Origin of the sequence: Neobacillus niacini, from assembly GCF_030817695.1 — a bacterium.
GTDB classification, from domain to species: domain Bacteria; phylum Bacillota; class Bacilli; order Bacillales; family Cytobacillaceae; genus Neobacillus; species Neobacillus niacini_F.
Genome location: NZ_JAUSZQ010000002.1, coordinates 4080270 through 4106163, shown reverse-complemented (window position 1 = coordinate 4106163; position 25894 = coordinate 4080270). Strand labels below are relative to the sequence as shown.

Sequence of the window (25894 nt, the reverse complement as noted above, 5' to 3'; positions counted from 1 at the left end):
AAAGAGCAACCTTCATGCCGGCTCGTCTTATGCCTGTCGCCCCTGGACAAGGCGCTTCCGCTTTAAGTTCTAACTTGTCCCCCTGATTCATATACTCTGTATGAAGGGGGAAGGTAAATGAAGAAGTTAGGTTTGTTTGCTTGCTTATTACTCGTAGCGTGGTTTGCTGTTAACAATCCGCTTGTAGATACATATGTGACGTCACTTAAAGGAAATGCAGTTACCGTAGGAAAACAAGAAAATCCGCTATATCAAAGTATTATAAAAAATGCTTCTACATATGAAAAACCACCTTCTAATGCAAAGATTGATAAAGTGTGGAAAGCAATCCCAGGCTATAATGGGTTAACTGTCGATATTGAAGCTTCGTATAAGAATATGAAAAAAAGCGGCACTTTTGATGAAAAAAAATTAGTATTTAAACAAACTAAACCATCAGTTCATCTTGAGGATTTGCCCCCATCTCCCATTTATCGCGGGCATCCTGACAAACCAATGGTCAGCTTCATTATTAATGTAGCTTGGGGAAATGAATATTTACCTGAAATGCTTGCAGCACTGAAAAAACACCAAGTTAAAGCAAGCTTTTTCCTCGAGGGAAGATGGGTAAAAAATAATCCTGACTTGGCAAAAATGATTGTGAGTGCAGGTCACGAAGTGGGGAACCATTCCTATACGCATCCTGACATGAAAAGAATTACGGCTGCCGAGACGAGGGAGCAATTGGTGAAAACAAATGAAGTAATTGAAGCAGCTACAGGAAATAAAAGTATTTGGTTTGCACCTCCCAGCGGCAGTTACAGGGACGAAACCGTTAAAATAGCTGCCGAATACAAGATGAAGACAGTTATGTGGACAGTAGATACAATAGATTGGCAAAAGCCTTCACCTGACCAACTAATCAATCGTGTTATTTCTAAAATTGATAATGGTTTTATGGTGCTCATGCATCCAACAGCGTCTACTGCCAAATCATTAGATCGTTTGATTACCCTAATCGAGGATAAAGGATTAAAAATAGGTACTGTAAGCGATTTAATGAATGAAGAAAGAGTTATGAAATAAATTAACTAAAGAATCCAGATAATAAAGGAAAATAGCACAGTTTCCGCTTTTCTATCGATAGGAGGATTTTGATGATTAACAAATATTCTTGCAAAAATGGAGTAAGAATTGTATTAGAAAATATTCCAACAGTGAGATCTGTAGCCATTGGGGTATGGATTGGCACTGGCTCAAGAAATGAAAATCCCCAAACAAATGGAATATCGCACTTTTTAGAGCATATGTTCTTCAAAGGAACCACAACAAGATCTGCGAAAGAAATTGCTGAATCTTTTGATAGCATTGGAGGGCAAGTAAATGCCTTTACCTCAAAGGAGTACACTTGTTACTACGCAAAGGTTTTGGATACTCATGCCCAATTTGCTTTAGATGTCTTAGCTGATATGTTTTTCAATTCAACCTTTGTTGAAGAAGAATTAAATAAAGAAAGAAATGTTGTACTTGAAGAAATTAAAATGTATGATGATACCCCTGATGACATTGTCCATGATTTACTCAGCAGGGCTATTTATGGCGACCATCCTCTTGGTTACCCGATTTTAGGTACAGAGGAAACGCTAAATACGTTCACTGGAGATACCCTTAAAGAATATATTCATAATCATTACACGCCAGAAAATGTTGTCATTTCAATAGCTGGAAATGTTTCGGAGAGTTTTATTAAGGAAGTGGAAAAGTATTTCGGTTCGTATGAAGGCGGGAAAAGTTCTATCACTGAAAACATTCCTACTTTCCATTCCAATCGATTAACACGCAAGAAAGAAACCGAGCAAGCACACTTATGTATTGGTTTCGAAGGTTTAAAAATCGGTCATGAAGATGTATATAGTTTAATTATTTTAAATAACATTCTAGGCGGCAGTATGAGCAGCAGATTGTTCCAAGAAGTTCGTGAACAGCGTGGGTTAGCGTATTCTGTATTCTCTTACCATTCAGCTTACCAGGATAACGGAGTTGTCACCGTCTATGGAGGAACTGGTGCAAAGCAGCTGGATGTGTTATTTGAAACCATTCAAGAAACACTTGATAAATTAAAACAAGATGGAATTACTGAAAAAGAATTAATTAATAGTAAAGAGCAGTTAAAAGGAAGTTTAATGTTAAGTTTAGAGAGTACAAATAGCAGGATGAGCAGAAATGGAAAAAATGAGCTATTATTGAAGCGCCATCGGTCGTTGGATGAAATTATTGAGCAAATTGATCAAGTAACAAAGCAAAGTGTAGATGGAATGGCAACATCTGTATTTACAAACAAATATTCCGTTTCCCTGATCAGTCCAGACGGCGAATTACCGAAAAATCTAAGATAAGAGAAAAAACAGTTCCCACCAGAACTGTTTTTCTTTTTGTCTAAACTATGTTTAAGCAGACAAATTTAACAGCCCTAGTCTAAATTAGGACTTCAATCGATAAACATATAGTAAAGAGTGTATAGAGAGGAGTACATCACATGAGGTTAAGTGAATTAAGTGGAAAAGAAATAGTGGATGTCAAAAAGGCAGAGCGTTTGGGAGTTCTTGGTCAAACAGATCTTGAAATTAATGAAAATACTGGACAAATTCAAGCATTGCTGATTCCATCCTCATTAAAATGGTTCGGACTTAGAAAGCAAGGCGGAGAAATTAGAGTTCCATGGCAGCATATAAAAAAGATAGGCTCCGATATGATTATTATTGATGTACATGATGAAGAGTAGCAGAAAAAAAGGAAAACACCTAAAAGCCCAAGCAAAGTAAATTTTGCTTGGGCTTTTTTTATTTATTCTGTTCATGGAAAACTCACAGATTCACTCACTCTGACATAAGATGTTGAAGTGATAAGAGTAAAAAAACTTCCTGCTTGGATTTTTTGAAAAGAAGGTGAATGATTTCATGCTGACAGGGATGCAGATAGCCGTGATCGGTGGAGATGCAAGACAGCTGGAAATTATCCGGAAGTTAACCGAGTTAGATGCCAGATTATCATTAATTGGTTTCGAGCAGCTTGACCACGCATTCACAGGCGCTGTGAAGGAAAAGTTGGATGAAGTCGATTTCTCAAATATGGATGCCTTAATCTTACCGGTACCCGGTACAAATTTAGAAGGCCATGTAGAAACAATCTTTTCTAATGAAAAGGTCATTTTGACAGCCGAAATGCTTATGAAAACACCTGAACATTGTACCATTTACTCCGGAATAAGTAATGCTTATTTAAACGAGATTACCAAAGAAGCAAAACGTCAACTTGTACAGCTTTTTGAGAGGGATGATGTGGCTATATACAATTCTATTCCGACAGTAGAGGGAACCATCATGATGGCCATCCAGCATACCGATTTCACGATTCACGGCTCAAATATTAATGTATTAGGTCTAGGAAGAGTTGGGATGAGTGTGGCTAGAACCTTCCATGCCCTTGGAGCAAAAGTGAAGGTAGGTGCAAGGAAAAGTGAACATCTTGCCAGAATTACGGAGATGGCTTTGACGCCTTTTCATTTAAATGACTTAGAAAAAGAGGTTAAAGATACAGATATTTTAATTAATACAATACCGTTACTAATTGTAAGTGCTTCGGTTATTTCCAAAATGCCTGCTCATACTCTGATTATTGATCTAGCTTCAAAGCCTGGTGGAACTGATTTTAGATATGCAGAAAAAAGAGGTATAAAAGCACTTCTAGCACCAGGATTACCTGGAATTGTCGCGCCAAAATCTGCTGGTCAAATACTAGCGAATGTTCTGGCCCAATTGCTTCAAGATGATTTAAGCAAGCGAAAGGGGAAAATAAAATGAGTTTAAAAGGAAAAAAAATTGGCTTTGGGTTAACGGGTTCTCACTGTACGTATGACGCTGTATTCCCGGAAATTGAAAAGTTAGTTCAAGCTGGTGCAGAAGTTTTGCCAGTTGTGACATTTACAGTGAAAAATACGGAAACTCGTTTTGGAAAAGGGGAGGACTGGATTCAAAGAATCGAAGATTTAACAGGAAACAGAGCGATAGATTCAATCGTAAAAGCAGAGCCATTAGGTCCAAAGATTCCTTTAGATTGTATGGTTATTGCCCCGCTGACAGGTGTATCAATGAGCAAGTTTGCGAATGCAATGAATGACAGCCCAGTTTTAATGGCTGCAAAAGCGACCTTGAGAAATTTAAAACCAGTCGTCCTTGGAATTTCCACCAATGATGCTTTAGGACTAAATGGTGTAAACCTAATGAGATTGATGGCAACTAAAAATATCTATTTTATCCCATACGGGCAAGACGATCCAATCAAGAAGCCAAACTCTATGGTAGCAAGAATGCCTATGTTAATGGAAACAGTAGAAGCCGCTATGGAAGGAAGGCAAATTCAACCAGTGTTAGTGGAAAGATATAAGGATACAGACTAATTCACACTAATTCACACTCCTTTCATCAAATATGGTTATTTCTTTGAAGGAATATGTTAATATATTTATAATTCAATCATCAGTGAGACCATTTATCTCACTGATGAGAATTTATATTAACCTATTCTGATTCATTTTCCATGAAACAGAATAGACCAATAAATAGTAGATGAAAGATTGAAAGGGGTACTAAAAAATGAATCAAAGTAATGGTTATCATGTTGCTGTAGTTGGAGCAACAGGAGCGGTGGGTCAGCAAATGATCCAAACGTTAGTGAAAGAAAAATTCCCAATTAGACAACTAACTCTATTATCTTCCGCACGTTCAGCAGGAAAAAAAGTGACGGTTGATGGTGTTGAGCATACGGTTCAGGAAGCTAAACCAGAAAGCTTTGCTGGTGTAGATATCGCATTGTTCTCGGCTGGAGGAAATATATCAAAAGAGCTTGCACCTGAAGCAGTAAAACACGGAGCTATTGTAGTGGATAATACAAGTGCTTTCAGAATGGATCAAGATATTCCGTTAGTTGTACCTGAGGTAAACGAAGATGATTTACACCAGCATAATGGTATAATTGCTAACCCAAATTGTTCGACTATCCAAATGGTAGTAGCGTTAGAACCAATTAGGCAAAAATTTGGACTTAAAAAGGTTATTGTTTCAACCTATCAGGCGGTTTCTGGTGCAGGAGCTGTTGCAATTGAAGAATTACAGAATCAGACAAAAGCTATTATTAATGGTGAAACAGTAGAACCAAAGATTTTACCGGTAAAAGGTGACAAGAACCACTATCAAATCGCCTTTAATGCTATACCACAAATCGACAAGTTCCAGGACAATGGCTACACATATGAAGAAATGAAAATGATAAACGAAACAAAGAAAATTATGCATTTACCGGAGCTGCATGTTGCTGCAACTTGCGTACGTTTACCTGTGGCAGTGGGTCACTCTGAATCTGTTTATTTTGAAATCGAAGCAGATGGCGTAAGTGCAAATGAGATAAAAGAGTTATTAAAGACGGCTCCAGGCGTTGTGTTACAAGATGACCCTGAGAATCAATTATATCCAATGCCTGCGAATTGTGTGGGAAGTAATGATGTATTTGTTGGTCGAATTCGAAATGACCTTAACGAAAGTCGTGGTTTCCATATGTGGGTTGTTTCCGACAATTTACTAAAAGGTGCTGCCTGGAATTCAGTTCAAATCGCCGAGAGCTTAATAAAGCTGGGTTTAATCAAAGAAAAAAAATAAAGTCTTGATTTATAAAGGCAGGTTTAAGGGTAATATGAAAATCATCGTACAAAAATTTGGCGGGACATCTGTGAAGGATGAAGAGAGCAGGCAACATGCCAAGAGACATATCCAAAATGCATTAGCCGATGGATATAAGGTGGTAGTTGTAGTATCTGCAATGGGAAGAAAGGGCGATCCTTATGCTACAGATACACTTCTCTCATTAATTGGCAGTAATGAAAGTAGGGTTAGTAAACGTGAGCAAGATCTTCTTGTATCATGTGGTGAAATTATTTCAAGCATTGTTTTTGCTAATATGCTGCAAGAAAATAGCATAAATGCGATTGCTTTGACTGGGGCTCAAGCAGGCTTTCGAACCAATAGCGATCATTCACAGGCAAAGATAGTAGAAATGAAATGTGACCGCTTGCTGCGAGACTTAGAACATCATGATGTTGTTGTGGTTGCTGGCTTCCAAGGTGCTGCAAAGAATGGTGACATTACAACAATTGGACGAGGTGGCAGTGATACTTCGGCTGCCGCATTAGGAGCGGCTCTTAATGCAGAATGGATTGATATTTTTACCGACGTAGAAGGCATTATGACAGCGGACCCAAGAATAGCTGATAACGCGAGACGCCTTTCTGTAGTTACCTATACAGAAGTTTGTAACATGGCCTATCAGGGTGCAAAGGTTATCCACCCAAGAGCTGTAGAAATAGCTATGCAGGCAAAAGTTCCAATTCGGATCCGCTCCACTTATTCTGATGATTTAGGAACATTAGTAACATCCATCTCAAAAGAGTCTCAGGGCAGTGATATTAAAGAGAGAACCGTTACTGGAATAGCACATGTCTCAAATGTTACGCAAATTAAAGTATATGCTAAAAAAGACCAATACTATTTACAATCCGAAGTTTTTAAAGCAATGGCAAATGAACAAATTAGTGTAGACTTCATAAACATTTCACCTAATGCTGTTGTATATACGGTTACGGAGGAAATGACGGACAGGGCAATTAGGGTCTTAAAGGAAATCGGACATGATCCTGTTGTAGAACGTCATTGTGCAAAGGTTTCTGTCGTTGGAGCTGGAATTGCTGGTGTTCCGGGTGTTACTTCTAAAATCGTTACAGCTCTATCTGAGAATGGAATTCGCATTTTACAATCCGCTGACAGCCACACTACGATTTGGGTCTTAGTGAAGCAGGAAGACTTGGCTAAATCAGTTAATGCATTACATGACGCCTTTCATCTAGAAGAAGAAACCCTGGATATAAAGCTTACGGATATCTAGTATATTTAGACGACAATAGGCTGTTTAATTATACTAAAATGTCATGTCACATCGGGATTTTCGTAATTGAAAGGGGTAGTAAAATGGTTCATTTTGGGCGGGTTTCAACAGCCATGGTTACACCATTTGATAAAAAGGGTCATATTGATTTTTCTAAGACGACACAATTAGTAAATTATCTAATAGATCATGGAACAGATTCTCTTGTGGTTGCGGGAACAACCGGTGAATCTCCAACGTTGTCGAAGGAAGAAAAATTGGCATTATTTAATCATGTTGTAAAGGCAACTGCAAAAAGAATACCAGTAATAGCTGGCACAGGCAGCAATAATACTCACGCTTCGGTAGAACTGACGAAAAAAGCGGAACAGCTTGGCGTGGATGGTATCATGTTAGTCGCACCCTATTATAATAAACCGAATCAAGAAGGTTTGTATCAACACTTTAAAAGTATTGCCGAAGCCACTACTTTACCAGTAATGGTATACAATATCCCATCAAGGGCATCCGTAAATATCCATCCTGAAACAATTATAAGGCTGTCAAAAATACCGAATATTGTAGCGGTAAAGGAAGCAAGCGGTGATTTAAATGCAATGACACATATCATTGCAAATACGGATCGTGACTTCGATCTGTATAGTGGTGATGATGCAATCGCGATTCCGGTTCTTTCCATCGGCGGGGCAGGGGTAGTTTCCGTAGCCTCACATGTGATTGGAAATGAAATGCAAGAAATGGTGAAGAGCTATTTAGATGGGGATAATGAAAAAGCAGCAAAGCTGCACCAAAAGCTTCTCCCAATTATGCGGGGACTTTTTGCTGCTCCTAGTCCTGCACCTGTAAAAACGGCACTTCAAATGAAAGGGCTCGATGTTGGTTCAGTAAGGCTGCCACTGGTACCATTAACTGAACAAGAACGTGCTGCCTTAAGTAAATTATTGTAATAATGCAAATATGCCAATCGAATTTTATTCGGTTGGCATTTTGTGTTTTTTTTCTAATGAAAGGGCAAAACGGTCCAATCAAGTATCCCTCAAGTGGTAAAAACCACTAAATTTGGTTGTAAAGGTTTTCAACTATCAAGTATAATAATCATAACTGATTTCGATCGGGCAATTTTGAAATGTCGAAGACCTCTAGTGAAAAAGTGCTTGAGCCAGACAATCAACATAGGAGGAAACGGAAATTGATAAATAGAAAAAATAGTTCCATTAAGATTATTACGCTTGGTGGTATTGGAGAAATCGGAAAAAACATGTATCTTGTTGAGGTGGACAAGGACATCTTTATCATTGATGCCGGGCTAATGTTCCCCGAGGATGAAATGCTTGGCATTGATATCGTTATTCCAGACATCACTTATTTAACTGAAAACAAAGAGAGAGTTAAGGCTGTATTCTTAACACATGGACATGAAGATCATATCGGAGCTCTTTCCTATCTTCTCCGCCAAGTAGACGTACCTGTGTATGGAACTAAACTTACTTTAGCTCTTGCAAATGCAAAGTTAAAAGAGCAGGAATATAGCGGGAAGACTAATTTTATTGAGGTAACATCGGAATCTGTCATTAATATGGATTCCGTGGAAGTAAGCTTCTTCCGAACCAATCACAGTATTCCGGATTCTGTTGGTGTTTGTGTCCATACATCAGAGGGAAGCATCGTTTATACAGGGGATTTTAAATTCGACCAGGCAGCAACAAAACTTTATAAGCCTGAAATAGGAAAAATGGCTGCGATTGGTGAAAAGGGTGTACTGTGTTTACTTTCTGATAGTACGAATGCAGAAAAACCTGGATACACCACATCTGAGGCGATCGTGGAACGGGAATTATCTACAGCCTTTTATAATACGCGAGGCAGAATGATTGCGGCTTGCTTTGCGTCCGACATAAACAGAATTCAGCATATCTTTGATGCAGCAAGGGATAACGGCCGTAAAGTCGCCGTTGTAGGAAAAAGTCTAGAAAGAATTTATCATATTGCACTCGATTTAGGCTACTTAGAAGTCGAAGAAGATCTAATTGTCCCGGTAACTGAAATAAACAACTACGAAGATAGAGAAATTGTAGTTTTGATGACAGGCAGTCAAGGCGAGCCTATTGAGGCCCTTCAAAAAATGGCTAAGCAATCTGCTAAACATGTAAATATCAAGCCTGGAGATACAGTTTTAATTGCTGCTTCGCCGCTTAGAGGCAGTGAATTATTGATATCAAGAACAGTGGACATGCTTTTTAGAGCGGGAGCCAATGTTATTTCAGGAAAAAGGACCATACATGTCTCTAGTCACGGTAGTCAAGAAGAACTAAAATTTATGATTAACCTTATGAAACCACAGTTTTTTATCCCGGTGCATGGGGAATATCGAATGTTAAAAGCCCATAGGAAACTCGCATTAGATTGTGGAATAGAAGATGAAAATATTATTATTCCAGACCGTGGTGACATCGTTGAATTTAAAGATGGAAGGTTAACTATCGGTGGAAAGGTACCATCTGGAAATGTTTTAATTGACGGTATTGGTGTTGGTGACGTAGGAAATATCGTATTACGAGATCGAAGACTGCTATCTCAAGATGGTATATTAATTGTGGTTGTTACATTAACACGCCAGGATAAGAAAATAGCTGCTGGACCTGAAATTATCTCACGTGGTTTTGTCTATGTTCGAGAATCTGAAAAGTTAATGGATGAATCAACAAAATTAGTTCGAGACATCGTCCAAAAGAACATTTCAAGGGAAGCTTTTGAATGGTCAAGTCTAAAGCAGGACATAAGAGATGGATTAAACCGATACTTATTTGAAAAAACAAAAAGAAGACCGATGATACTTCCTATTATTATGGAAGTATAAATAGAAGCGAGGCATTGGATAATCCAATGCCTTTCTTTATTGGCACACTGTTACTCTTCGTTCCATTCGACAAACAATTTTAATGATTATTCCTATCTTAGAATGAAATTGTTTCATAGGTTAATACTAACGTTATCATGCGTGAAGGGAGACTTATGATGACTAAGGATTTACAAAGAAGCGAATCGGGCAATCAAGAAGGGCAAGAACCTCAAAAAGAGGATAAGCCTTCTTCTCTAATGGAAAAAATTCAACAGCTTGGACAAACAAATGTCCCACAGCTATCGTCCGATTCAAGTATTCATTGTTTAACGATTATCGGACAAATTGAGGGTCATTTAGCACTGCCTCCACAAAATAAAACTACAAAGTATGAACACTTGATTCCTCAATTAGTAGCGATTGAACAAAATCCAAAAATAGAAGGAGTACTTATTATATTAAATACAGTAGGCGGAGATGTAGAGGCCGGACTTGCCATCTCTGAAATGCTGGCTACACTCTCAAAACCAACTGTTTCGATTGTCTTAGGAGGAGGCCATTCCATTGGAGTTCCGATAGCAGTCTCATGTGATTACAGTTTTATTGCTGAAACCGCAACGATGACTATCCATCCTATCCGGTTAACAGGCCTCGTAATTGGAGTTCCTGCAACCTTTGAATATTTGGATAAAATGCAAGATAGAGTGGTTAATTTTGTAACGAAGCACTCCAATATTACAGAAGAGAAGTTTAAAGACTTAATGTTCGCTAAAGGTAATCTTACTCGCGACATAGGTACAAACGTAGTTGGTCCGGATGCAGTGGAATATGGGTTAATTGATGAAGTTGGCGGACTAGGTCAAGCGATGAAAAAGCTAAATGAATTAATAGACCAAAGAAAGGCGTCTACCGAGGGGTTGATTCAATGATTCTTTATACCACGATGCCGCAGGAATTTATTTTTCCTCCTGAAGCAGAATCGTTTACTAAACAACAAACTGTAACCTATCAAGGTGTATCCCTAATCGTTGAACAAACCGATTCACAAAATGTACAGGTAGTTCGTATATTAAGCAGTGATCCGCAGCATTATCTTGATGAACGTATATGTCCAGGTGCTAAAATTTCTTGTGCCAGCATTGAAGGATTGTCCGCAAACTAGCAGGATATATGGTATAATTAGGATAAGAAGCTTAAGCAGCCATTCAGGCTGCTTTCTTCGTTTGAGGTTACTTATTTCCTATTGTATTTATATCCATGTTTGATAATGCGTTAGGATGATAATGATAGTATTACACTTATATAGACAGGTGATTAGATGGCTAAAAAAAAGAGAAGATCAAAAAAAAGAGAGAATCATTTAAAACAAACCGTTCAATTTGAACTTTCCGCGCTTGTCTTATTAGCACTTGCGATTATAGCGATAGCAAAATTAGGAGCTGTTGGTGAGGCAACAGTGTTATTTTTCCGATTTTGGATGGGTGAATGGTATATGCTCAGCCTGATTGGACTCGTAATCCTCAGTATATATCTGATGTGGAAACGGACTATACCGTTTGTCTTTCATATTAAATTAGTTGGCATATATTTAATTGTTTCCTCTATACTCCTTTTAAGTCATGTTACACTTTTTCATTTGTTAACAAATGACGGGAACTTTAAAAACCCAAGTGTCATAAATAACACATGGGAAATTTTTATGATGGAAGTTAAAGGAGAAACGAGCACCATTGATCTTGGCGGGGGAATGATTGGTGCCGTTCTTTTTGCTATGTTTCATTACCTTTTTGCTGAAACTGGGACCAAGATTATTGCATTTATCTTTATATTAATTGGATTTATTTTACTCACAGGAAAATCATTCGGTGAATTTGTTGCAAAAATAGGTATAACTCTAATTGATTTTTCAAAAGGGCAATGGAGCGCCTTTCTATTGGATATGGAAGAATGGAAGCAGAAAAAACAAGAACGACGCGAGGAGAAACGGATTCAGCAGCAGCGTGAACGGGAAAACCGTGCTGCTTCTGTGCAGCCTGAAATCATTACTCCCATGCAAAGTATACAGGACGAAGTGGTTACACCTGAGCCCCTAATCTCAAGTTTTGCAGATCGTGCATATCCAGACGAGGAGTCACAAAAACCTAAACGAAGAAAAGAGGATACTAAAAATAAAGGGAATGACCAAAAAATAGACGAAGAAGATTCCACTCCTCCGATTACCTTCACAGAAGTAGAGAATGTAGCCTATGAATTACCGCCTTTGAAACTTCTCAAGCTGCCGAAAAAAACAGATCAGAGCGGTGAATACGAATTAATTCATGCAAATGCAGCTAAATTGGAACGGACTTTTCAGAGCTTTGGGGTAAAAGCGCGAGTAACCCAAGTGCACCTTGGCCCAGCTGTTACGAAATATGAAGTGCACCCTGATGTAGGGGTTAAGGTTAGTAAAATTGTTAGTTTAAGTGATGACCTAGCATTGGCACTTGCTGCTAAAGATATCCGAATAGAAGCTCCGATCCCTGGGAAATCAGCCATTGGGATTGAAGTACCTAATTCTGAGGTTGCCATGGTATCCCTGAGGGAGGTATTAGAAGCAACCCAAAATAATAAACCGGAATCTAAGCTTCTAATTGGTCTTGGCAGAGATATTACTGGAGAAGCAGTACTTGCTGAATTAAATAAAATGCCCCATCTACTTGTAGCCGGCTCCACTGGAAGCGGGAAGAGTGTTTGTATTAATGGTATTATCACCAGTATATTAATGAGAGCTAAACCTCACGAAGTCAAGTTAATGATGATTGATCCGAAGATGGTTGAGTTAAATGTCTATAATGGCGTACCACACTTATTAGCGCCTGTAGTAACAGACGCCAAAAAAGCATCGCAAGCGTTGAAAAAGGTAGTAAGTGAGATGGAGAGACGATATGAACTGTTCTCTCATACAGGGACCCGTAATATTGAAGGGTATAATGACCATGTTAAAAGGCATAACAATGAGGAAAATGACAAGCAGCCACTTTTACCCTATATCGTTGTCATTGTGGACGAGCTGGCAGACCTAATGATGGTAGCCTCATCAGATGTAGAGGACTCAATTACTAGATTGGCACAAATGGCTCGTGCTGCGGGTATTCACTTAATTATTGCAACACAGCGACCATCAGTTGATGTCATAACAGGAGTTATTAAGGCAAATATCCCTTCCAGGATTGCGTTTGCTGTCTCCAGTGCTACGGATTCCAGAACGATTTTAGATATGGGCGGTGCAGAAAAACTGCTAGGCAGAGGGGATATGTTATTCCTGCCTGTAGGAGCTTCCAAACCGGTTCGTGTACAAGGAGCATTTCTATCGGACAATGAGGTCGAAGATACTGTTAATTTTGTAATTGGACAGCAAAAGGCACAATATCAAGAAGAGATGATACCAGATGATACACCAGAGGCAGTTGGCGAAGTTGACGATGATTTATACTCAGAGGCTGTTGATTTAGTAATAGAAATGCAGACTGCTTCAGTTTCAATGCTGCAACGACGTTTTCGAATTGGATATACAAGAGCTGCACGTTTAATTGACGAAATGGAAGCACGTGGTATTGTTGGAGCATATGAAGGCAGTAAACCAAGAACTGTTTTACATTCTAAACCAAACGAAGAAGTGAATTAAAAAAAGAGCCATGCGGCTCTTTTTTTTTACATGTTTTGCCTTTCGATTGTAGACAACTATAAAATATAGCAGATTTCAGAGTAAAAAGTCCTATTATTTTTGACATCTTTCGACAATTTCGCTTTTTTCGACAAAAGTTACAAATTCTATTTCCTTATGCCTTAAAAAATGGTATATTATTTTCGATTAGTAGGAATGATTATACATCAGATGTCTGATGTCTTAGGAAGAGTTGGAGGTACCTGCATGTCTATTAAGCTAGATAACCGACATTTATACCTACAAGTTATTGATCGGTTAAAACAAGATATCGAACTAGGAGTTTACAAGGAAAAAGAAAAATTACCATCTGAATTCGATCTTGCGAAACAACTGGGTGTAAGTAGAGCTACACTTCGAGAAGCACTACGGATACTTGAAGAGGAAAATGTAATCATTCGCCGCCATGGTGTTGGTACGTTTGTTAACGCGAAACCTCTGTTTACCTCAGGGATTGAACAACTTAATAGTGTTACGGACATGATCTTTAAAGCTGGGATGAAACCAGGCACCATTTTCTTAAGTTCATCAACTGTTGGAGCCACTGAAGAGGATATTCGTCGTTTCTCATGTTCTACAGATGAGGAAATTGTGGTCATGGAGCGGGTCAGAACCGCAAATGGAGAACCTGTCGTTTACTGTATCGACAAGGTACCTGAAAAAATCTTGCCAGAGACCTTTTCTCATGGAGAGGAATCAATATTCTCCATTTTGGAAGAAGAGGCCAATCGGAAGATTACTTACGCGGTTGCTCAAATTGAACCAATTGGTTATCATGAGAAAATTTCACCTATTTTAGAATGTGAGCCAGAAACGGCTTTGCTTGTTTTAAAGCAAATGCATTTTGATGAAGTGGATGAACCAGTCCTTTTCTCGGTAAACTACTTTAAAGCAGATAAATTTAGTTTTCAAGTTTTGCGAAAAAGATTTTAATTTTTTGTGGATGATGAAAACGCAATCAAACTGCTTTCTGAAATTTCCTACTAAATCAAACAAAAATATAGGGGGTCAATTGCCTTGAAGAAACGTAAATTTGGCTTAGCTATGTCAGTGATTTTAGCTGCAAGTACATTATTAGCAGCATGTGGCGGCGGTGATGACAAGGGTACTGGTGGAGATAATGGTAAAGACGCTATTAAAGTTGGTATGGTTACCGATGCTGGTACAATTGATGACAAATCCTTTAACCAAGGTACTTGGGAAGGTATACTTCAAGCTAAAGATGAGCTTGGAATCCAAGAAAAATACCTTAAGCCAGCTGGTACTACTGAGGCAGAATACCTAAAGGAAATGGGCAATTTATATGATGCAGGTTATAAGTTTATTGTATTACCTGGATTCAAGTTTGAAACTGCCGTTTTCAAAGCACAGGATAAATATAAGGATGCAAAATTTGTAATTCTTGATGGTAATCCACATTCTGGTGATTTTAAACCAGTTGTTAAGGATAACACAGTGGCTGTTTTCTTTGCTGAACATGAATCAGGCTTCTTGGCAGGTGTAGCTACTGCTCTTGAATTAAAAGAAGGAGAAGCAGGATTTATCGGTGGTATGGAAATTCCAGCTGTTCAAAAGTTTAACTGGGGCTTCCAGCAAGGTGTTAAATACGCGAACGATAACCTAGGTACAAAACTTAACATTAAAGCTGAAAACGTGCTTTACCAAGGTTCATTCGATAACGTAGCTGCTGGTGGACAAATTGCTGCACAAATGTATGACCGTGGTGTTAATGTAATCTTTACAGCTGCTGGCGGTGTTGGTGTAGGTGCAATCAACGAAGCAAAAACTCGTGGAAAAGCAGGCGAAAAAGTTTGGATCGTTGGTGTTGACTCTGACCAATATGAAGATGGTAAGTATGATGGAGATAAATCAATTATCCTGACATCTGCTATGAAAAAATTAGATAATGTTACATTTGACCTGATTCAGCGCGAGATAAATGGTGAATTCCCTGGCGGTGATACATTAACATTCGATGCTAAAAACGATGGTATTGGCTTACCTGCAGAAAATCCTAACTTAAGCGAGGAAACAACTTCAAAAGTAAAAGAAGTTTTTGAAAAAATTAAGTCTGGCGAAATCAAAGTTGCTGCAGAACAAGGAAGTTTATTTAAGTAATAAAAAATCATAAAGAGACGGTTTTTTCCGTCTCTTTATGTCCTTTATGTATGATTGTTCTGTCCAATATCCATATTACAAGAGTAATTCATGTCTAACTGATTCAATATCCTTTAGTTTGATGTTGTGATAGGGGACTCCCTATTTTCAGGAAGAAACTCGAGTCTATATAAAAAGGTGAGTGCTACTATGAGTTATGTGGTTGAAATGCTGAATATCAGGAAAGAATTCCCTGGTATTGTAGCAAACGATAATATTACCCTAACATTAAAAAAAGGGGAAATACATGCCTTATTAGGTGAAAACGGTGCCGGTAAATCAACATTAATGGGTGTATTGTTCGGTATGTATCAACCTGAACAAGGAATCATTAAAATCCGAGAAAAGGAAGTAAAAATTACAAATCCCAATGTAGCTAATCAGCTTGGTATTGGAATGGTCCATCAGCATTTTAAATTAGTAGAAAATTTTACAGTCACAGAGAATATCATTTTAGGCAGTGAACCGTTAAAAGGTATGGTCCTAGATATAGATAAGGCTGCAAAAAGAATTGCAGAATTGTCAAAGCATTATGGATTAAATGTTGACCCTCATGCAAAAATTGAAGATATCTCAGTAGGAATGCAGCAAAGGGTAGAAATCATGAAAATGCTTTATCGTGAAGCCGAAGTTCTTATTTTTGATGAACCAACAGCTGTACTAACACCGCATGAAATTGAAGAGTTAATGAAAATTATGCGTAATCTTATTAATGAAGGTAAATCGATTATCATCATCACTCATAAGTTAAAAGAAATAAAAGCGGTTGCAGACCGTTGTACGGTTATTCGGCGTGGAAAAGGTATTGGAACCGTTAACGTAAAAGAAACAAGCGAGGCACAGATGGCAGAAATGATGGTTGGCCGTCAAGTTAACTTTAAAGTGGATAAGAAAGCTAGTACACCTGGTGAGGTTGTACTTCAAATAGATTCTATCTCTGTAAAAAATAACAGAAAAGTATTGGGACTTAAAAACTTCTCCCTTGAAGTCAAAAGAGGAGAAATAGTCGGTATCGCTGGAGTCGAAGGGAATGGACAATCAGAAATCGTTGAAGCGATTACCGGACTTAGAAAAGCTGAATCAGGGAAAATTTTATTAAAAGGTCAAGATATCACAAATATTCCAATTCGCCAAAGAATTGAAAGCGGAATTGGCCATATCCCTGAAGATAGACATAGACGAGGACTTGTTCTTGATTATACACTAGAAAATAACATGGTTTTAGAGGTTTATAATAAACCGCCGTTTGCAAAGGCTGGATTACTAAATGGCGCAGCAATTAAGAAATATGCTAAAAGTATTTTAGAAAACTTTGACGTCCGTTCAGGTGAAGGTGGAGCATCAATAGCAAGGACTCTATCCGGAGGAAATCAGCAAAAGGCCATTATCGGCCGGGAAATGGAATTAGATCCTGATCTGCTTATCGCTGTACAACCTACTCGAGGATTGGATGTAGGATCGATTGAATATATCCACAAAAGATTAATCGAGCATCGTGATAAAGGAAAGGCTGTTCTTTTAGTTTCCTTAGAGCTTGATGAAGTTCTTCAGCTTTCAGACCGTATTGCCATCGTTAATAATGGAGAGTTGATTGGAACAGTTAATGCTTCTGAAACGAATGAGAATGAGGTAGGACTAATGATGGCAGGAGTGAGTAAGGAGAGAAGCGTATGAGAAACACCATTGTATCGTTAATATCAATTGTTCTAGGACTAATAGCTGGGGGATTATTAATGCTCTTTATTGGGGCAAGCCCAGTTGAAGGTTATACGTATTTATTTCAAGGTGCATTAAAAAATATATCACGTATTGGTGATACTCTAGCAACTGCAACTCCACTAGTTTTTACTGGACTTGCTGTCGCTTTTGCCTTCCGTACAGGTCTATTTAATATCGGTGCTGCAGGTCAAATGTTAATTGGCGGCCTTTGTGCCACTGCTGTTGGATTAACGTTTGATCTTTCAAGACCAATATTAATCTTAGTTATGGTCCTAGCTGGTATTGTCGGTGGTGGATTATGGGCATTTATTCCAGGTTATTTTAAAGCGAGATTCAATGTGCATGAAGTAGTATCAACCATTATGATGAACTGGATTGCTTATTGGACCGTTTACTATGTGGTTCCAGGTTATTTTAAAGGTGAATTCTTAGAAACTGAATCACGCAAACTAGCTGAAGAGTCTACTTTAAGAACGCCTTGGCTGACAGAAATGTTTCAAGGTTCCTATATTAACTTAGGTCTGTTCTTTGCCGTTATTGCTGTTCTTATCATTGCTTTTATCATCAATAAAACAACATTAGGATTTGAACTAAAAGCTGTAGGGTTCAATCGACACGCAGCAGAATATGCGGGTATGAAAGTAAATCGCAATATTATTTTATCTATGTTAATTTCAGGTGCACTTGCAGGTCTTGGCGGGGTAGCATTATATACTGGTAATGCTTCCAGCATGCAGATTGGTATTTTACCATCACAGGGATACGATGGCATTGCGGTTGCTTTACTTGGAGCAAACTCTCCAATTGGCGTATTCTTTGCAGCACTTCTTTTCGGTATTCTTTATTCAGGAACAGGCTTCATGAATGCAATGATTGAGATTCCACCAGAACTTGCAAATACAATTATTGCGATTATTATTTATTTTGCTGCTACCAGCGTACTGATTCACCGTTTATTAAATAAATTCCGCAAGACTCGTTCAAATGCAAATGATGTAAATGGACCTGTTGGCAAGAAGGGAGAAGCATAAAATGTGGACCATAATTGAACAAATATTCCCTTACGCAATTGTTTTTACAATTCCTCTTCTTATAACAGCATTAGGCGGTCTTTTTAGTGAAAGAAGCGGTATCGTAAACATCGGTTTAGAAGGTTTAATGATTTCAGGAGCATTTGCGAGTGCCCTTACAGTTAACTTTTTACAGGATAGTATGGATACTACATCCGCATTATGGATTGGGTTATTAGTTGCAGTGATAGTAGGAATTTTGTTTTCGTTATTACATGCTTTTGCCAGCATTAATTTAAGTGCTGACCAAGTAATTAGTGGGACAGCGATTAACATGATTGCAATGGCTTTAACAGTTTTCTTAGCCAGAAATATAACAGGCAGTGGTAATATTCGTATTACCAGCGGTTTCACACCATTTGATGTGCCCATCTTATCTCAAATTCCGATTATTGGGGATTTATTGTTTACAAAAACGTATGCGACAACTTGGTTTATTTTATTAGTATTACTTGTTAGTGCGTTTATTCTTAATAAAACAAAATTTGGCTTGCGTTTAAAGTCTTGTGGTGAGTTTCCACAGGCGGCTCAAGCAGCAGGGATAAATGTTGTAAGAATTCGTTATATCGGTGTAATGATTTCTGGTGCATTATCAGGATTAGGCGGCGCGATCATTATTTTAACTTACGCAGGCGAATTTACTGGTTCCGTTTCAGGTCTTGGATTCTTAGCGCTTGCTTCCTTAATTTTTGGTCAATGGAGACCACTTGGAATCTTAGGAGCAACATTATTCTTCGGATTTGCCAGTACAATCGCGAACGTATCTCAAGTTATCCCTGAACTGGCTGTAATTCCGCCAATCATTCTAAAAATTTTCCCATATGTAGTAACGTTAATTGCTTTAGTTATCTTCTCTAAATCTTCACAAGCACCTAAAGCAGCTGGAGAACCATTCGATCCAGGAAAACGATAATAATAAGGTAAAAGGGTTGACATATTTGTCAGCCTTTTTTATTTGGATGTGTTAGTGGATACCTCATGATTTAAGAACCTGTTGATTGGAGCGCAAATCAACAGCCTATTTTAACACAGCCTTTGTTTTATATAAATTGTCAGTGGTTAAAGCTTGTAAAAACCAAGCCTGGCAAATTATAGTAAGAATAAGTGATAAATACAATGGAAAAGATGTAAAATAACACGATGAATGCTTACATATATAATAAGAAGGATTTTGAAATCTGAAGGAGGTTATGAGATGGATTCAACTGCCGAAAAAATCACCAATATGCAGGGCTACAAACTCCATGTCATTGAAACAGATAAATACAAAACGAATACATTTGTATGGAAAATGAAAGCACCTTTAACAAAGGAAGATGTAACAAAAAGAGCACTGCTTCCTCATGTTTTGCAAAGCAGTTCCGCGAAATATCCGACAACAACTGCATTACGTTCTTATTTGGATGAATTATATGGTGCCACGCTATTTATTGATTTAGCGAAAAAAGGTGAATATCAAATCATTACTTTTACGCTTGAAATCGCAAATGAGAAATTCTTAAGTGATCCTACGCCATTATTGAAAAAAGGGTTCGAACTTCTTTTCGAAGTTTTGACAAACCCAAATGTTTCAGGCAATGCATTTGATCAAGAAACAGTGAACAAAGAAAAAAGAACTTTAAAACAGAGAATTCAATCTGTTTATGATGATAAAATGCGCTATTCTAATGTCCGATTATTGCAAGAAATGTGTAAAGGTGAGCCATACGCTCTGCAAGTGAATGGAGAAGCAGAGGATGTGGATGCAATCACACCAGAAAACTTATACGAATATTATAAAAAAGCGTTTTCCGAAGATGAAATGGACCTTTATGTCATTGGTGACGTAAAGGAGGAAGAGGTAAAAAGTCTTGTCGATAGTCTATTGAAATTTGAAAACCGTACACTGAAAAAGGTTGTATCCGCTGATATTCAAAAAAAGGAACAGGTAAATGAAATTAAAGAAGAACAGGATGTAAAGCAAGGAAAATTAAATGTCGGGTACCGTACCAATATTGTCTATGGTGACTCCGATTATTTTGCACTTCAATTGTTCAATGGCATTTTTGGAGGATTTTCACACTCTAAGTTGTTTATCAATGTCCGTGAAAAGGCAAGCTTAGCCTATTATGTCTCTAGCAGGTTAGAGAGCCATAAGGGACTTATGATGGTCTCGTCAGGAATAGACTTGAAAAACTATGACCAGGCGGTTGGAATCATTCGTGATCAGTTAGAAGCAATGAAAAAAGGTGACTTTTCTGATCAAGAATTAAACCAAACAAAAGCAGTGATTCGAAATCAAATTCTTGAAACCATTGATACCTCCCGAGGATTAACAGAGATTCTTTACCATAATGTTGTGGCTTGTAAGGATATAAAACTTGAGCAGTGGATCAATGATATGGAAAAAACAACAAAAGAAGAAATTGTGGCTGTTGCAAATAAAATTGAACTTGATACCATCTACTTCTTAACTGGAACGGAGGCGGTAAAATAATGGAGAAAATCAATTTTGACCAGCTTCAAGAAGAACTTTACCATGAAAAGTTACCAAATGGTTTAAATGTCTATATCCTCCCAAAGAAAGGATTTAACAAAACGTTTGCAACCTTTACGACAAAGTATGGATCCGTTGATAACCATTTTGTGCCATTGGGAAAAGAAGAATATGTAAAGGTACCAGATGGTATTGCCCATTTTCTTGAGCATAAGCTTTTTGAAAAGGAAGATGGAGACGTTTTCCAACAATTTAGCAAACAGGGGGCATCCGCGAATGCCTTTACCTCATTTACCCGGACTGCTTATTTGTTTTCCAGTACTTCTGATGTAGAGAAAAACCTAGAAACATTAGTTGATTTTGTTCAGGATCCTTACTTTTCGGAAAAAACAGTTGAAAAGGAAAAAGGGATTATTGGTCAAGAAATCACTATGTATGATGATAATCCAGATTGGCGTCTATATTTTGGGCTGATTCAAAATTTATATCAAAACCATCCTGTTAAGATTGATATAGCTGGTACAATTGAATCAATATCACATATTACTAAAGACTTGCTCTATGAGTGCTACAATACCTTTTACCATCCGAGCAATATGTTATTATTCATTGTTGGGCCAGTTGACCCTAATAAATTTATGAATCAAGTACGTGAAAACCAAGCGAAAAAGGATTATAAGGAAATGCCAGAAATTAAGCGTAAATTTGAAGAGGAGCCACTTCAGACTGCTGAGCCAAAACAAGTACTGGAGATGAATGTGCAAACATCTAAATGTTTAATTGGGATGAAAGCACTGCATGTAGACCAAACGGGGCCTGAGTTATTGAAGAATGAATTAACCATGAATGTACTTCTTGATTTGTTGTTTGGAAAAAGCTCAGAAAATTATAATCAACTTTATAATCAAGGTCTGATCGATGAAACCTTTTCTTATGATTATACACAGGAACAAGGGTTTGGGTTTGCAATGGTTGGCGGAGACACAGAAAATCCCGATAAACTTGCGGAAGAGCTCAAAAACATGCTGTTTCAAGCTAAGAATGGAACATCATTTACTGAAGAGCAATTAGAAAGAGCTAAGAAGAAAAAAATTGGGGCATTCTTACGTGCTGTGAACTCACCAGAATATATTGCTAACCAATTCACAAGATATGCTTTTAATGATATGAATTTATTCGATGTCGTTCCTACACTAGAGAAAATAACAATGGATGATATTAAAACAATGGCATCAGAAGTTATTTCAGAAGAACGTTTCTCTGTCTGCCAAGTGATACCTAAGAAATAACAAAGAAGCGTCGCTAGCCGGCGCTTTTCTTTTCGTTTATGATGAGGAGTAGTTAGAATAGAAAGAGTGAAGCATGTGGAAAAATACGCATTAATTACGGGAGCAAGCGGCGGGATAGGACGAGCGGTGGCTTTGAAATTGGCCTCTCTCGGCTATAATTTGTATCTGCACTTTAATCAAAATGAAACATCAATTAGGGATTTATTAAATCAACTTAAACCTTTTGGCGGTGAATATACTGCTATTCAAGCAAATTTAGAAGAACACGAGGCTTATAAAAGGATTTGTTCGCAAATCTTTTCCATCGATGCCATTATTCATTGCAGCGGTAATACGCATTATGGCCTCCTAGTGGATATTAAGCAGGAAGACGTAGAATCAATAATGAGTGTTCATGTGATGAATCCTTTGATGATAACGAAAGAACTGCTGCCAAAACTAATTCAGAAACGGTCAGGAAATGTTATTCTTATTTCCTCCATCTGGGGTCAAACAGGTGCTGCCTGCGAAGTGGTTTATTCGACTGCCAAGGGGGCACAAATTTCGTTTGTAAAAGCATTAAGTAAAGAAGTAGCATTAAATGGGGTGCGAGTGAATGCCATTGCTCCTGGTGCGGTTGAAACACCCATGATGAGCCAGTTCTCTGAGGAGGAAAAACAACTTCTTCAATACGAAATTCCCATGGGCAGGTTAGGTGTTCCTGAGGAAATTGCCAATGGTGTTAAATTTTTACTATCTAATGAATCTTCCTATATTACAGGACAAGTTCTTTCAATAAATGGCGGATGGTATGCATGAATTATACATATATTTTTAATGAATAAATTCCTCCCTATCATTGCAAAATAACAATGTACAACTATAAAGGAGGGTTTATTATGTCTGTTTTAGATAACTGGAAGCAATGGGAAGATTTTCTTGCTGACCGCCTTCACCAAGCACAAAATGAAGGGATGAGCGAGGGTGCTATAAGTGCGCTTGCATTACAAATTGGTGATTACCTTGCAGAGCAGGTAGAACCGAAAAACGAGCAAGAAAGAATCCTTGCAGATCTTTGGTCTGTTGCAGATAAAGAAGAGCAGCAAGCCATTGCAAACATTATGGTAAAATTAGTTCAAAATAATGGCAGTCGTTAAGAGAGAGGGCAACCTCTCTTTTTTTTGCTTCTTAGGTGTATTCCATACTTAATTCAGGATTGAACTTGTTTTTGCTTTCATCTTCTATCAAAATCATATATTATATTGGATAGATGAGGAAATGAAAAATTTGTCGTATACGCCTGAGGAGGTTTTTATGGATAAAAAAGAATGGTATTTAGAATATGAGATTCAAAAAAACCGTCCGGGTTTATTGGGCGACATTTCATCCCTGCTCGGAATGCTATCAATTAATATTGTAACAATTAACGGTGTAGATGAAGGGCGACGCGGTTTATTGATTTTAGCAAAAGATGATAACCAGATTAAACGGTTAGAGTCAATTTTAAATACAATGGACACAATAAAAGTAATAAAAATTAGAGAACCAAAACTTCGTGACCGCCTGGCAGTCCGCCATGGACGATACATACAACGTGATGCGGATGATAAAAAGACATTCCGGTTTGTTCGAAGTGAACTTGGTGTATTGGTTGATTTTATGGCAGAGTTATTTAAGCAGGAGGGACACAAACTTATAGGTATTCGTGGGATGCCGCGGGTAGGTAAAACGGAGTCTGTAGTAGCAGCGAGCGTTTGTGCCAATAAACGATGGCTGTTCGTATCTTCCACTCTTCTAAAACAAACAATACGTAATCAGCTGATTCAAGATGAATACAACGAAAATAATTTGTTTATTCTCGATGGAATTGTCTCAACCAAACGTGCTAGTGAACGACATTGGCAGCTTGTTCGTGAAATCATGCGTTTACCGGCGGTTAAAGTGGTCGAACACCCTGATATCTTTGTTCAAAATTCTGAGTACACACTTGATGATTTCGATTATATTATCGAGCTCCGAAACGATGCGGATGAAGAAATCACGTATGATATTGTCGACCAAAATAACTTATTCTCTGGCTCTGATTTTGGAGATTTTGGATTTTAATTAATTGGAAGGTGTTAAAAAGTGACTGAATTAGGTAATCGACTAAAAGAAGCGCGATTAGCCAAAGGATTAAGCTTAGAGGATTTACAGTCAATCACAAAAATTCAAAAGCGGTATTTAATAGGGATTGAAGAAGGCAATTATTCTAGCATGCCGGGAAATTTTTATGTTCGTGCTTTTGTCAAACAATACGCTGAAGCGCTGCAGCTTAATCCAGAAGAAATATTTGAAACATATAAAAACGAAATTCCAGCAACTCATAATGACGATTTACCTGAGAAACTATCTAGGGTAAAAACACGAAAGACGGTAACAGAAGGATCCTCGAAAATTTTTGATATCATCCCAAAGGTTTTAATTGGGGTCTTTATTATTGGCGCTGCTGGTTTACTGTATTATTTCTTTGTTAATAACGTTGGAGACAAAGCCAATGAACAGATTAATAAGGAAAATGAACCTGTGAAATTTCTACGCTCTGAAAATCTGGACAAAGCAGATGAGACAGAAAAAGAAGATACCAAAGAAAACGACGACACAAAAGTAAATCAAGATGAAAAGAATGATGAACAAAAGACTGTTGAGGAAGAACCGGTTGTAGAAGCTCCAAAACAAGAATTAACAGCCGTTCAAAACAGTGGAAAAAACTCTACCTATGATTTGAAAAATGCAGATAAATTTGTAGTGAAACTGGTTTCAACCGGGCAAACATGGGTAAATGTAAAAAATAGCGCTGGTCAATCGAAATTCCAGGGTTTATTATCCACCACTGGGACACAAAGTACAGAAGTTGATTTAACAGGCGACACCAAAGCAGTCATTGTTGTTGGTAGGACCGTCGATACAGAAATTTACGTAAATGACCAAAAGCTCGAGTTTGCAATACCACCTGCTGATGTGGTTCAACAGAACATTACGATTCAATATGTTCCGAAGAACGAATAGTCATCTAGTGATGACTATTTTTCGTTCTAATATTACCTGGAGGCAAAACAATGAATGTACCAAATCAAATAACGATATCAAGGATTCTTCTAATACCTATTTTCTTGATAATTATGCTCTTCCCCTTTGATTGGGGGAACATGCATTTACTGGGAGCAGATCTTCCGGTAACCCATTTTGTTGGAGCACTAATCTTTATTTTTGCTTCTGCAACAGATTGGGTAGATGGCTATTATGCACGAAAATATAATCTTGTTACCAATATGGGGAAGTTCCTCGATCCACTTGCCGACAAATTACTTGTCTCTGCAGCGCTTGTTGTTCTTGTTGATCTGGGATATGCAGCTTCCTGGATTGTTATTTTAATCATAAGCCGAGAATTTGCCGTTACGGGTCTTCGTCTCTTATTAGTTGAGGGTGGTGAAGTGGTAGCTGCCAATAACCTCGGAAAAATCAAAACCTGGGCACAAATTATCGCAATATCTGCACTTTTATTACATAATATTATTTTTGAGATGATTGGATTTCCGTTTGATGATGTAGCATTATGGGTTGCGTTAATATTTACTATTTGGTCTGGATGGGATTATTTTTCAAAGAATATGCATGTATTTAAAAATTCTAAATAGAACTTGGGGTAACGGA

At 37.9% G+C, this 25894-nt stretch carries 24 protein-coding genes; all 24 read left to right on the top strand.

The window, feature by feature from the left end; genetic code table 11:
• The first annotated feature begins 117 nt into the window (after positions 1 to 117).
• The 24 genes from QFZ28_RS20590 (at position 118) to pgsA (ending at position 25878) form a co-directional block, all read left to right on the top strand.
• The gene (locus QFZ28_RS20590) at positions 118 to 1065 is read left to right on the top strand and encodes a polysaccharide deacetylase family protein (protein WP_307196381.1); all 948 of its coding nucleotides are present in this window, start codon (positions 118 to 120) and stop codon (positions 1063 to 1065) included.
• A 71-nt stretch (positions 1066 to 1136) separates the two neighbouring features.
• A complete protein-coding gene (locus QFZ28_RS20585; protein ID WP_307196380.1) occupies positions 1137 to 2375 on the top strand; it encodes a M16 family metallopeptidase in 1239 nt (412 codons plus the stop codon).
• Positions 2376 to 2515: 140 nt separating this feature from the next.
• Entirely contained in the window at positions 2516 to 2761 is a 246-nt protein-coding gene (locus QFZ28_RS20580) for a YlmC/YmxH family sporulation protein (RefSeq protein WP_307196379.1), read from the top strand.
• A gap of 175 nt (positions 2762 to 2936) precedes the next feature.
• Positions 2937 to 3839 (top strand): dipicolinic acid synthetase subunit A, encoded by a 903-nt coding sequence (gene dpaA / locus QFZ28_RS20575; RefSeq protein WP_307196378.1) that lies wholly within the window; start codon positions 2937 to 2939, stop codon positions 3837 to 3839.
• On the top strand, positions 3836 to 4435 hold the full coding sequence (dpaB, locus tag QFZ28_RS20570; protein WP_307196377.1) for a dipicolinate synthase subunit B: 600 nt from the start codon (positions 3836 to 3838) through the stop codon (positions 4433 to 4435). The genes dpaA and dpaB overlap by 4 nt, the downstream gene beginning before the upstream one ends.
• A 196-nt stretch (positions 4436 to 4631) precedes the next feature.
• Positions 4632 to 5690 carry an aspartate-semialdehyde dehydrogenase gene (gene asd, locus QFZ28_RS20565; protein ID WP_307196376.1) on the top strand — a complete coding sequence of 353 codons (1059 nt, stop codon included), beginning with the start codon at positions 4632 to 4634 and terminating at the stop codon, positions 5688 to 5690.
• Between the two features lie 34 nt (positions 5691 to 5724).
• Positions 5725 to 6969: an aspartate kinase gene (gene dapG / locus QFZ28_RS20560; RefSeq protein ID WP_307196375.1), complete on the top strand. Its 1245-nt coding sequence runs from the start codon at positions 5725 to 5727 to the stop codon at positions 6967 to 6969.
• 83 nt (positions 6970 to 7052) lie between these two features.
• Positions 7053 to 7916 (top strand): 4-hydroxy-tetrahydrodipicolinate synthase, encoded by an 864-nt coding sequence (gene dapA / locus QFZ28_RS20555; RefSeq protein WP_307196374.1) that lies wholly within the window; start codon positions 7053 to 7055, stop codon positions 7914 to 7916.
• A 242-nt stretch (positions 7917 to 8158) separates the two neighbouring features.
• A complete protein-coding gene (locus QFZ28_RS20550) occupies positions 8159 to 9826 on the top strand; it encodes a ribonuclease J (protein WP_307196373.1) in 1668 nt (555 codons plus the stop codon).
• 158 nt (positions 9827 to 9984) lie between these two features.
• Positions 9985 to 10737, top strand: a complete 753-nt coding sequence (locus QFZ28_RS20545) for a ClpP family protease (RefSeq protein ID WP_307196372.1) — start codon at positions 9985 to 9987, stop codon at positions 10735 to 10737.
• Positions 10734 to 10970: a YlzJ-like family protein gene (locus tag QFZ28_RS20540; protein WP_307196371.1), complete on the top strand. Its 237-nt coding sequence runs from the start codon at positions 10734 to 10736 to the stop codon at positions 10968 to 10970. Before QFZ28_RS20545 ends, QFZ28_RS20540 begins: the two co-directional genes overlap by 4 nt.
• A gap of 156 nt (positions 10971 to 11126) precedes the next feature.
• Entirely contained in the window at positions 11127 to 13472 is a 2346-nt protein-coding gene (locus QFZ28_RS20535; RefSeq protein WP_307196370.1) for an FtsK/SpoIIIE family DNA translocase, read from the top strand.
• A gap of 246 nt (positions 13473 to 13718) precedes the next feature.
• On the top strand, positions 13719 to 14444 hold the full coding sequence (locus QFZ28_RS20530) for a GntR family transcriptional regulator (protein WP_307196369.1): 726 nt from the start codon (positions 13719 to 13721) through the stop codon (positions 14442 to 14444).
• A gap of 111 nt (positions 14445 to 14555) precedes the next feature.
• Positions 14556 to 15629, top strand: coding sequence for a BMP family lipoprotein (locus tag QFZ28_RS20525; protein ID WP_373428153.1), 1074 nt, complete (start codon positions 14556 to 14558; stop codon positions 15627 to 15629).
• Positions 15630 to 15818: 189 nt separating this feature from the next.
• The gene (locus tag QFZ28_RS20520; protein WP_307196367.1) at positions 15819 to 17342 is read left to right on the top strand and encodes an ABC transporter ATP-binding protein; all 1524 of its coding nucleotides are present in this window, start codon (positions 15819 to 15821) and stop codon (positions 17340 to 17342) included.
• Positions 17339 to 18418, top strand: coding sequence for an ABC transporter permease (locus QFZ28_RS20515; protein WP_307196366.1), 1080 nt, complete (start codon positions 17339 to 17341; stop codon positions 18416 to 18418). Before QFZ28_RS20520 ends, QFZ28_RS20515 begins: the two co-directional genes overlap by 4 nt.
• Position 18419: 1 nt before the next feature.
• Complete coding sequence (locus tag QFZ28_RS20510; RefSeq protein ID WP_307196365.1) at positions 18420 to 19370, top strand: ABC transporter permease; 951 nt, start codon at positions 18420 to 18422, stop codon at positions 19368 to 19370.
• Positions 19371 to 19652: 282 nt separating this feature from the next.
• Positions 19653 to 20933 (top strand): EF-P 5-aminopentanol modification-associated protein YfmF, encoded by a 1281-nt coding sequence (yfmF, locus tag QFZ28_RS20505; protein ID WP_307196364.1) that lies wholly within the window; start codon positions 19653 to 19655, stop codon positions 20931 to 20933.
• Entirely contained in the window at positions 20933 to 22222 is a 1290-nt protein-coding gene (yfmH, locus tag QFZ28_RS20500; protein WP_307196363.1) for an EF-P 5-aminopentanol modification-associated protein YfmH, read from the top strand. The genes yfmF and yfmH overlap by 1 nt, the downstream gene beginning before the upstream one ends.
• A 75-nt stretch (positions 22223 to 22297) precedes the next feature.
• Positions 22298 to 23020: an elongation factor P 5-aminopentanone reductase gene (gene ymfI, locus QFZ28_RS20495; protein ID WP_307196362.1), complete on the top strand. Its 723-nt coding sequence runs from the start codon at positions 22298 to 22300 to the stop codon at positions 23018 to 23020.
• Between the two features lie 80 nt (positions 23021 to 23100).
• Entirely contained in the window at positions 23101 to 23358 is a 258-nt protein-coding gene (locus QFZ28_RS20490; RefSeq protein WP_034676717.1) for a DUF3243 domain-containing protein, read from the top strand.
• 157 nt (positions 23359 to 23515) lie between these two features.
• Positions 23516 to 24307, top strand: coding sequence for a DUF3388 domain-containing protein (locus QFZ28_RS20485; protein ID WP_307196361.1), 792 nt, complete (start codon positions 23516 to 23518; stop codon positions 24305 to 24307).
• A 21-nt stretch (positions 24308 to 24328) separates the two neighbouring features.
• Complete coding sequence (locus QFZ28_RS20480) at positions 24329 to 25249, top strand: helix-turn-helix domain-containing protein (protein ID WP_307196360.1); 921 nt, start codon at positions 24329 to 24331, stop codon at positions 25247 to 25249.
• A 50-nt stretch (positions 25250 to 25299) separates the two neighbouring features.
• A complete protein-coding gene (gene pgsA, locus QFZ28_RS20475) occupies positions 25300 to 25878 on the top strand; it encodes a CDP-diacylglycerol--glycerol-3-phosphate 3-phosphatidyltransferase (RefSeq protein WP_307196359.1) in 579 nt (192 codons plus the stop codon).
• Positions 25879 to 25894: the final 16 nt, after the last annotated feature.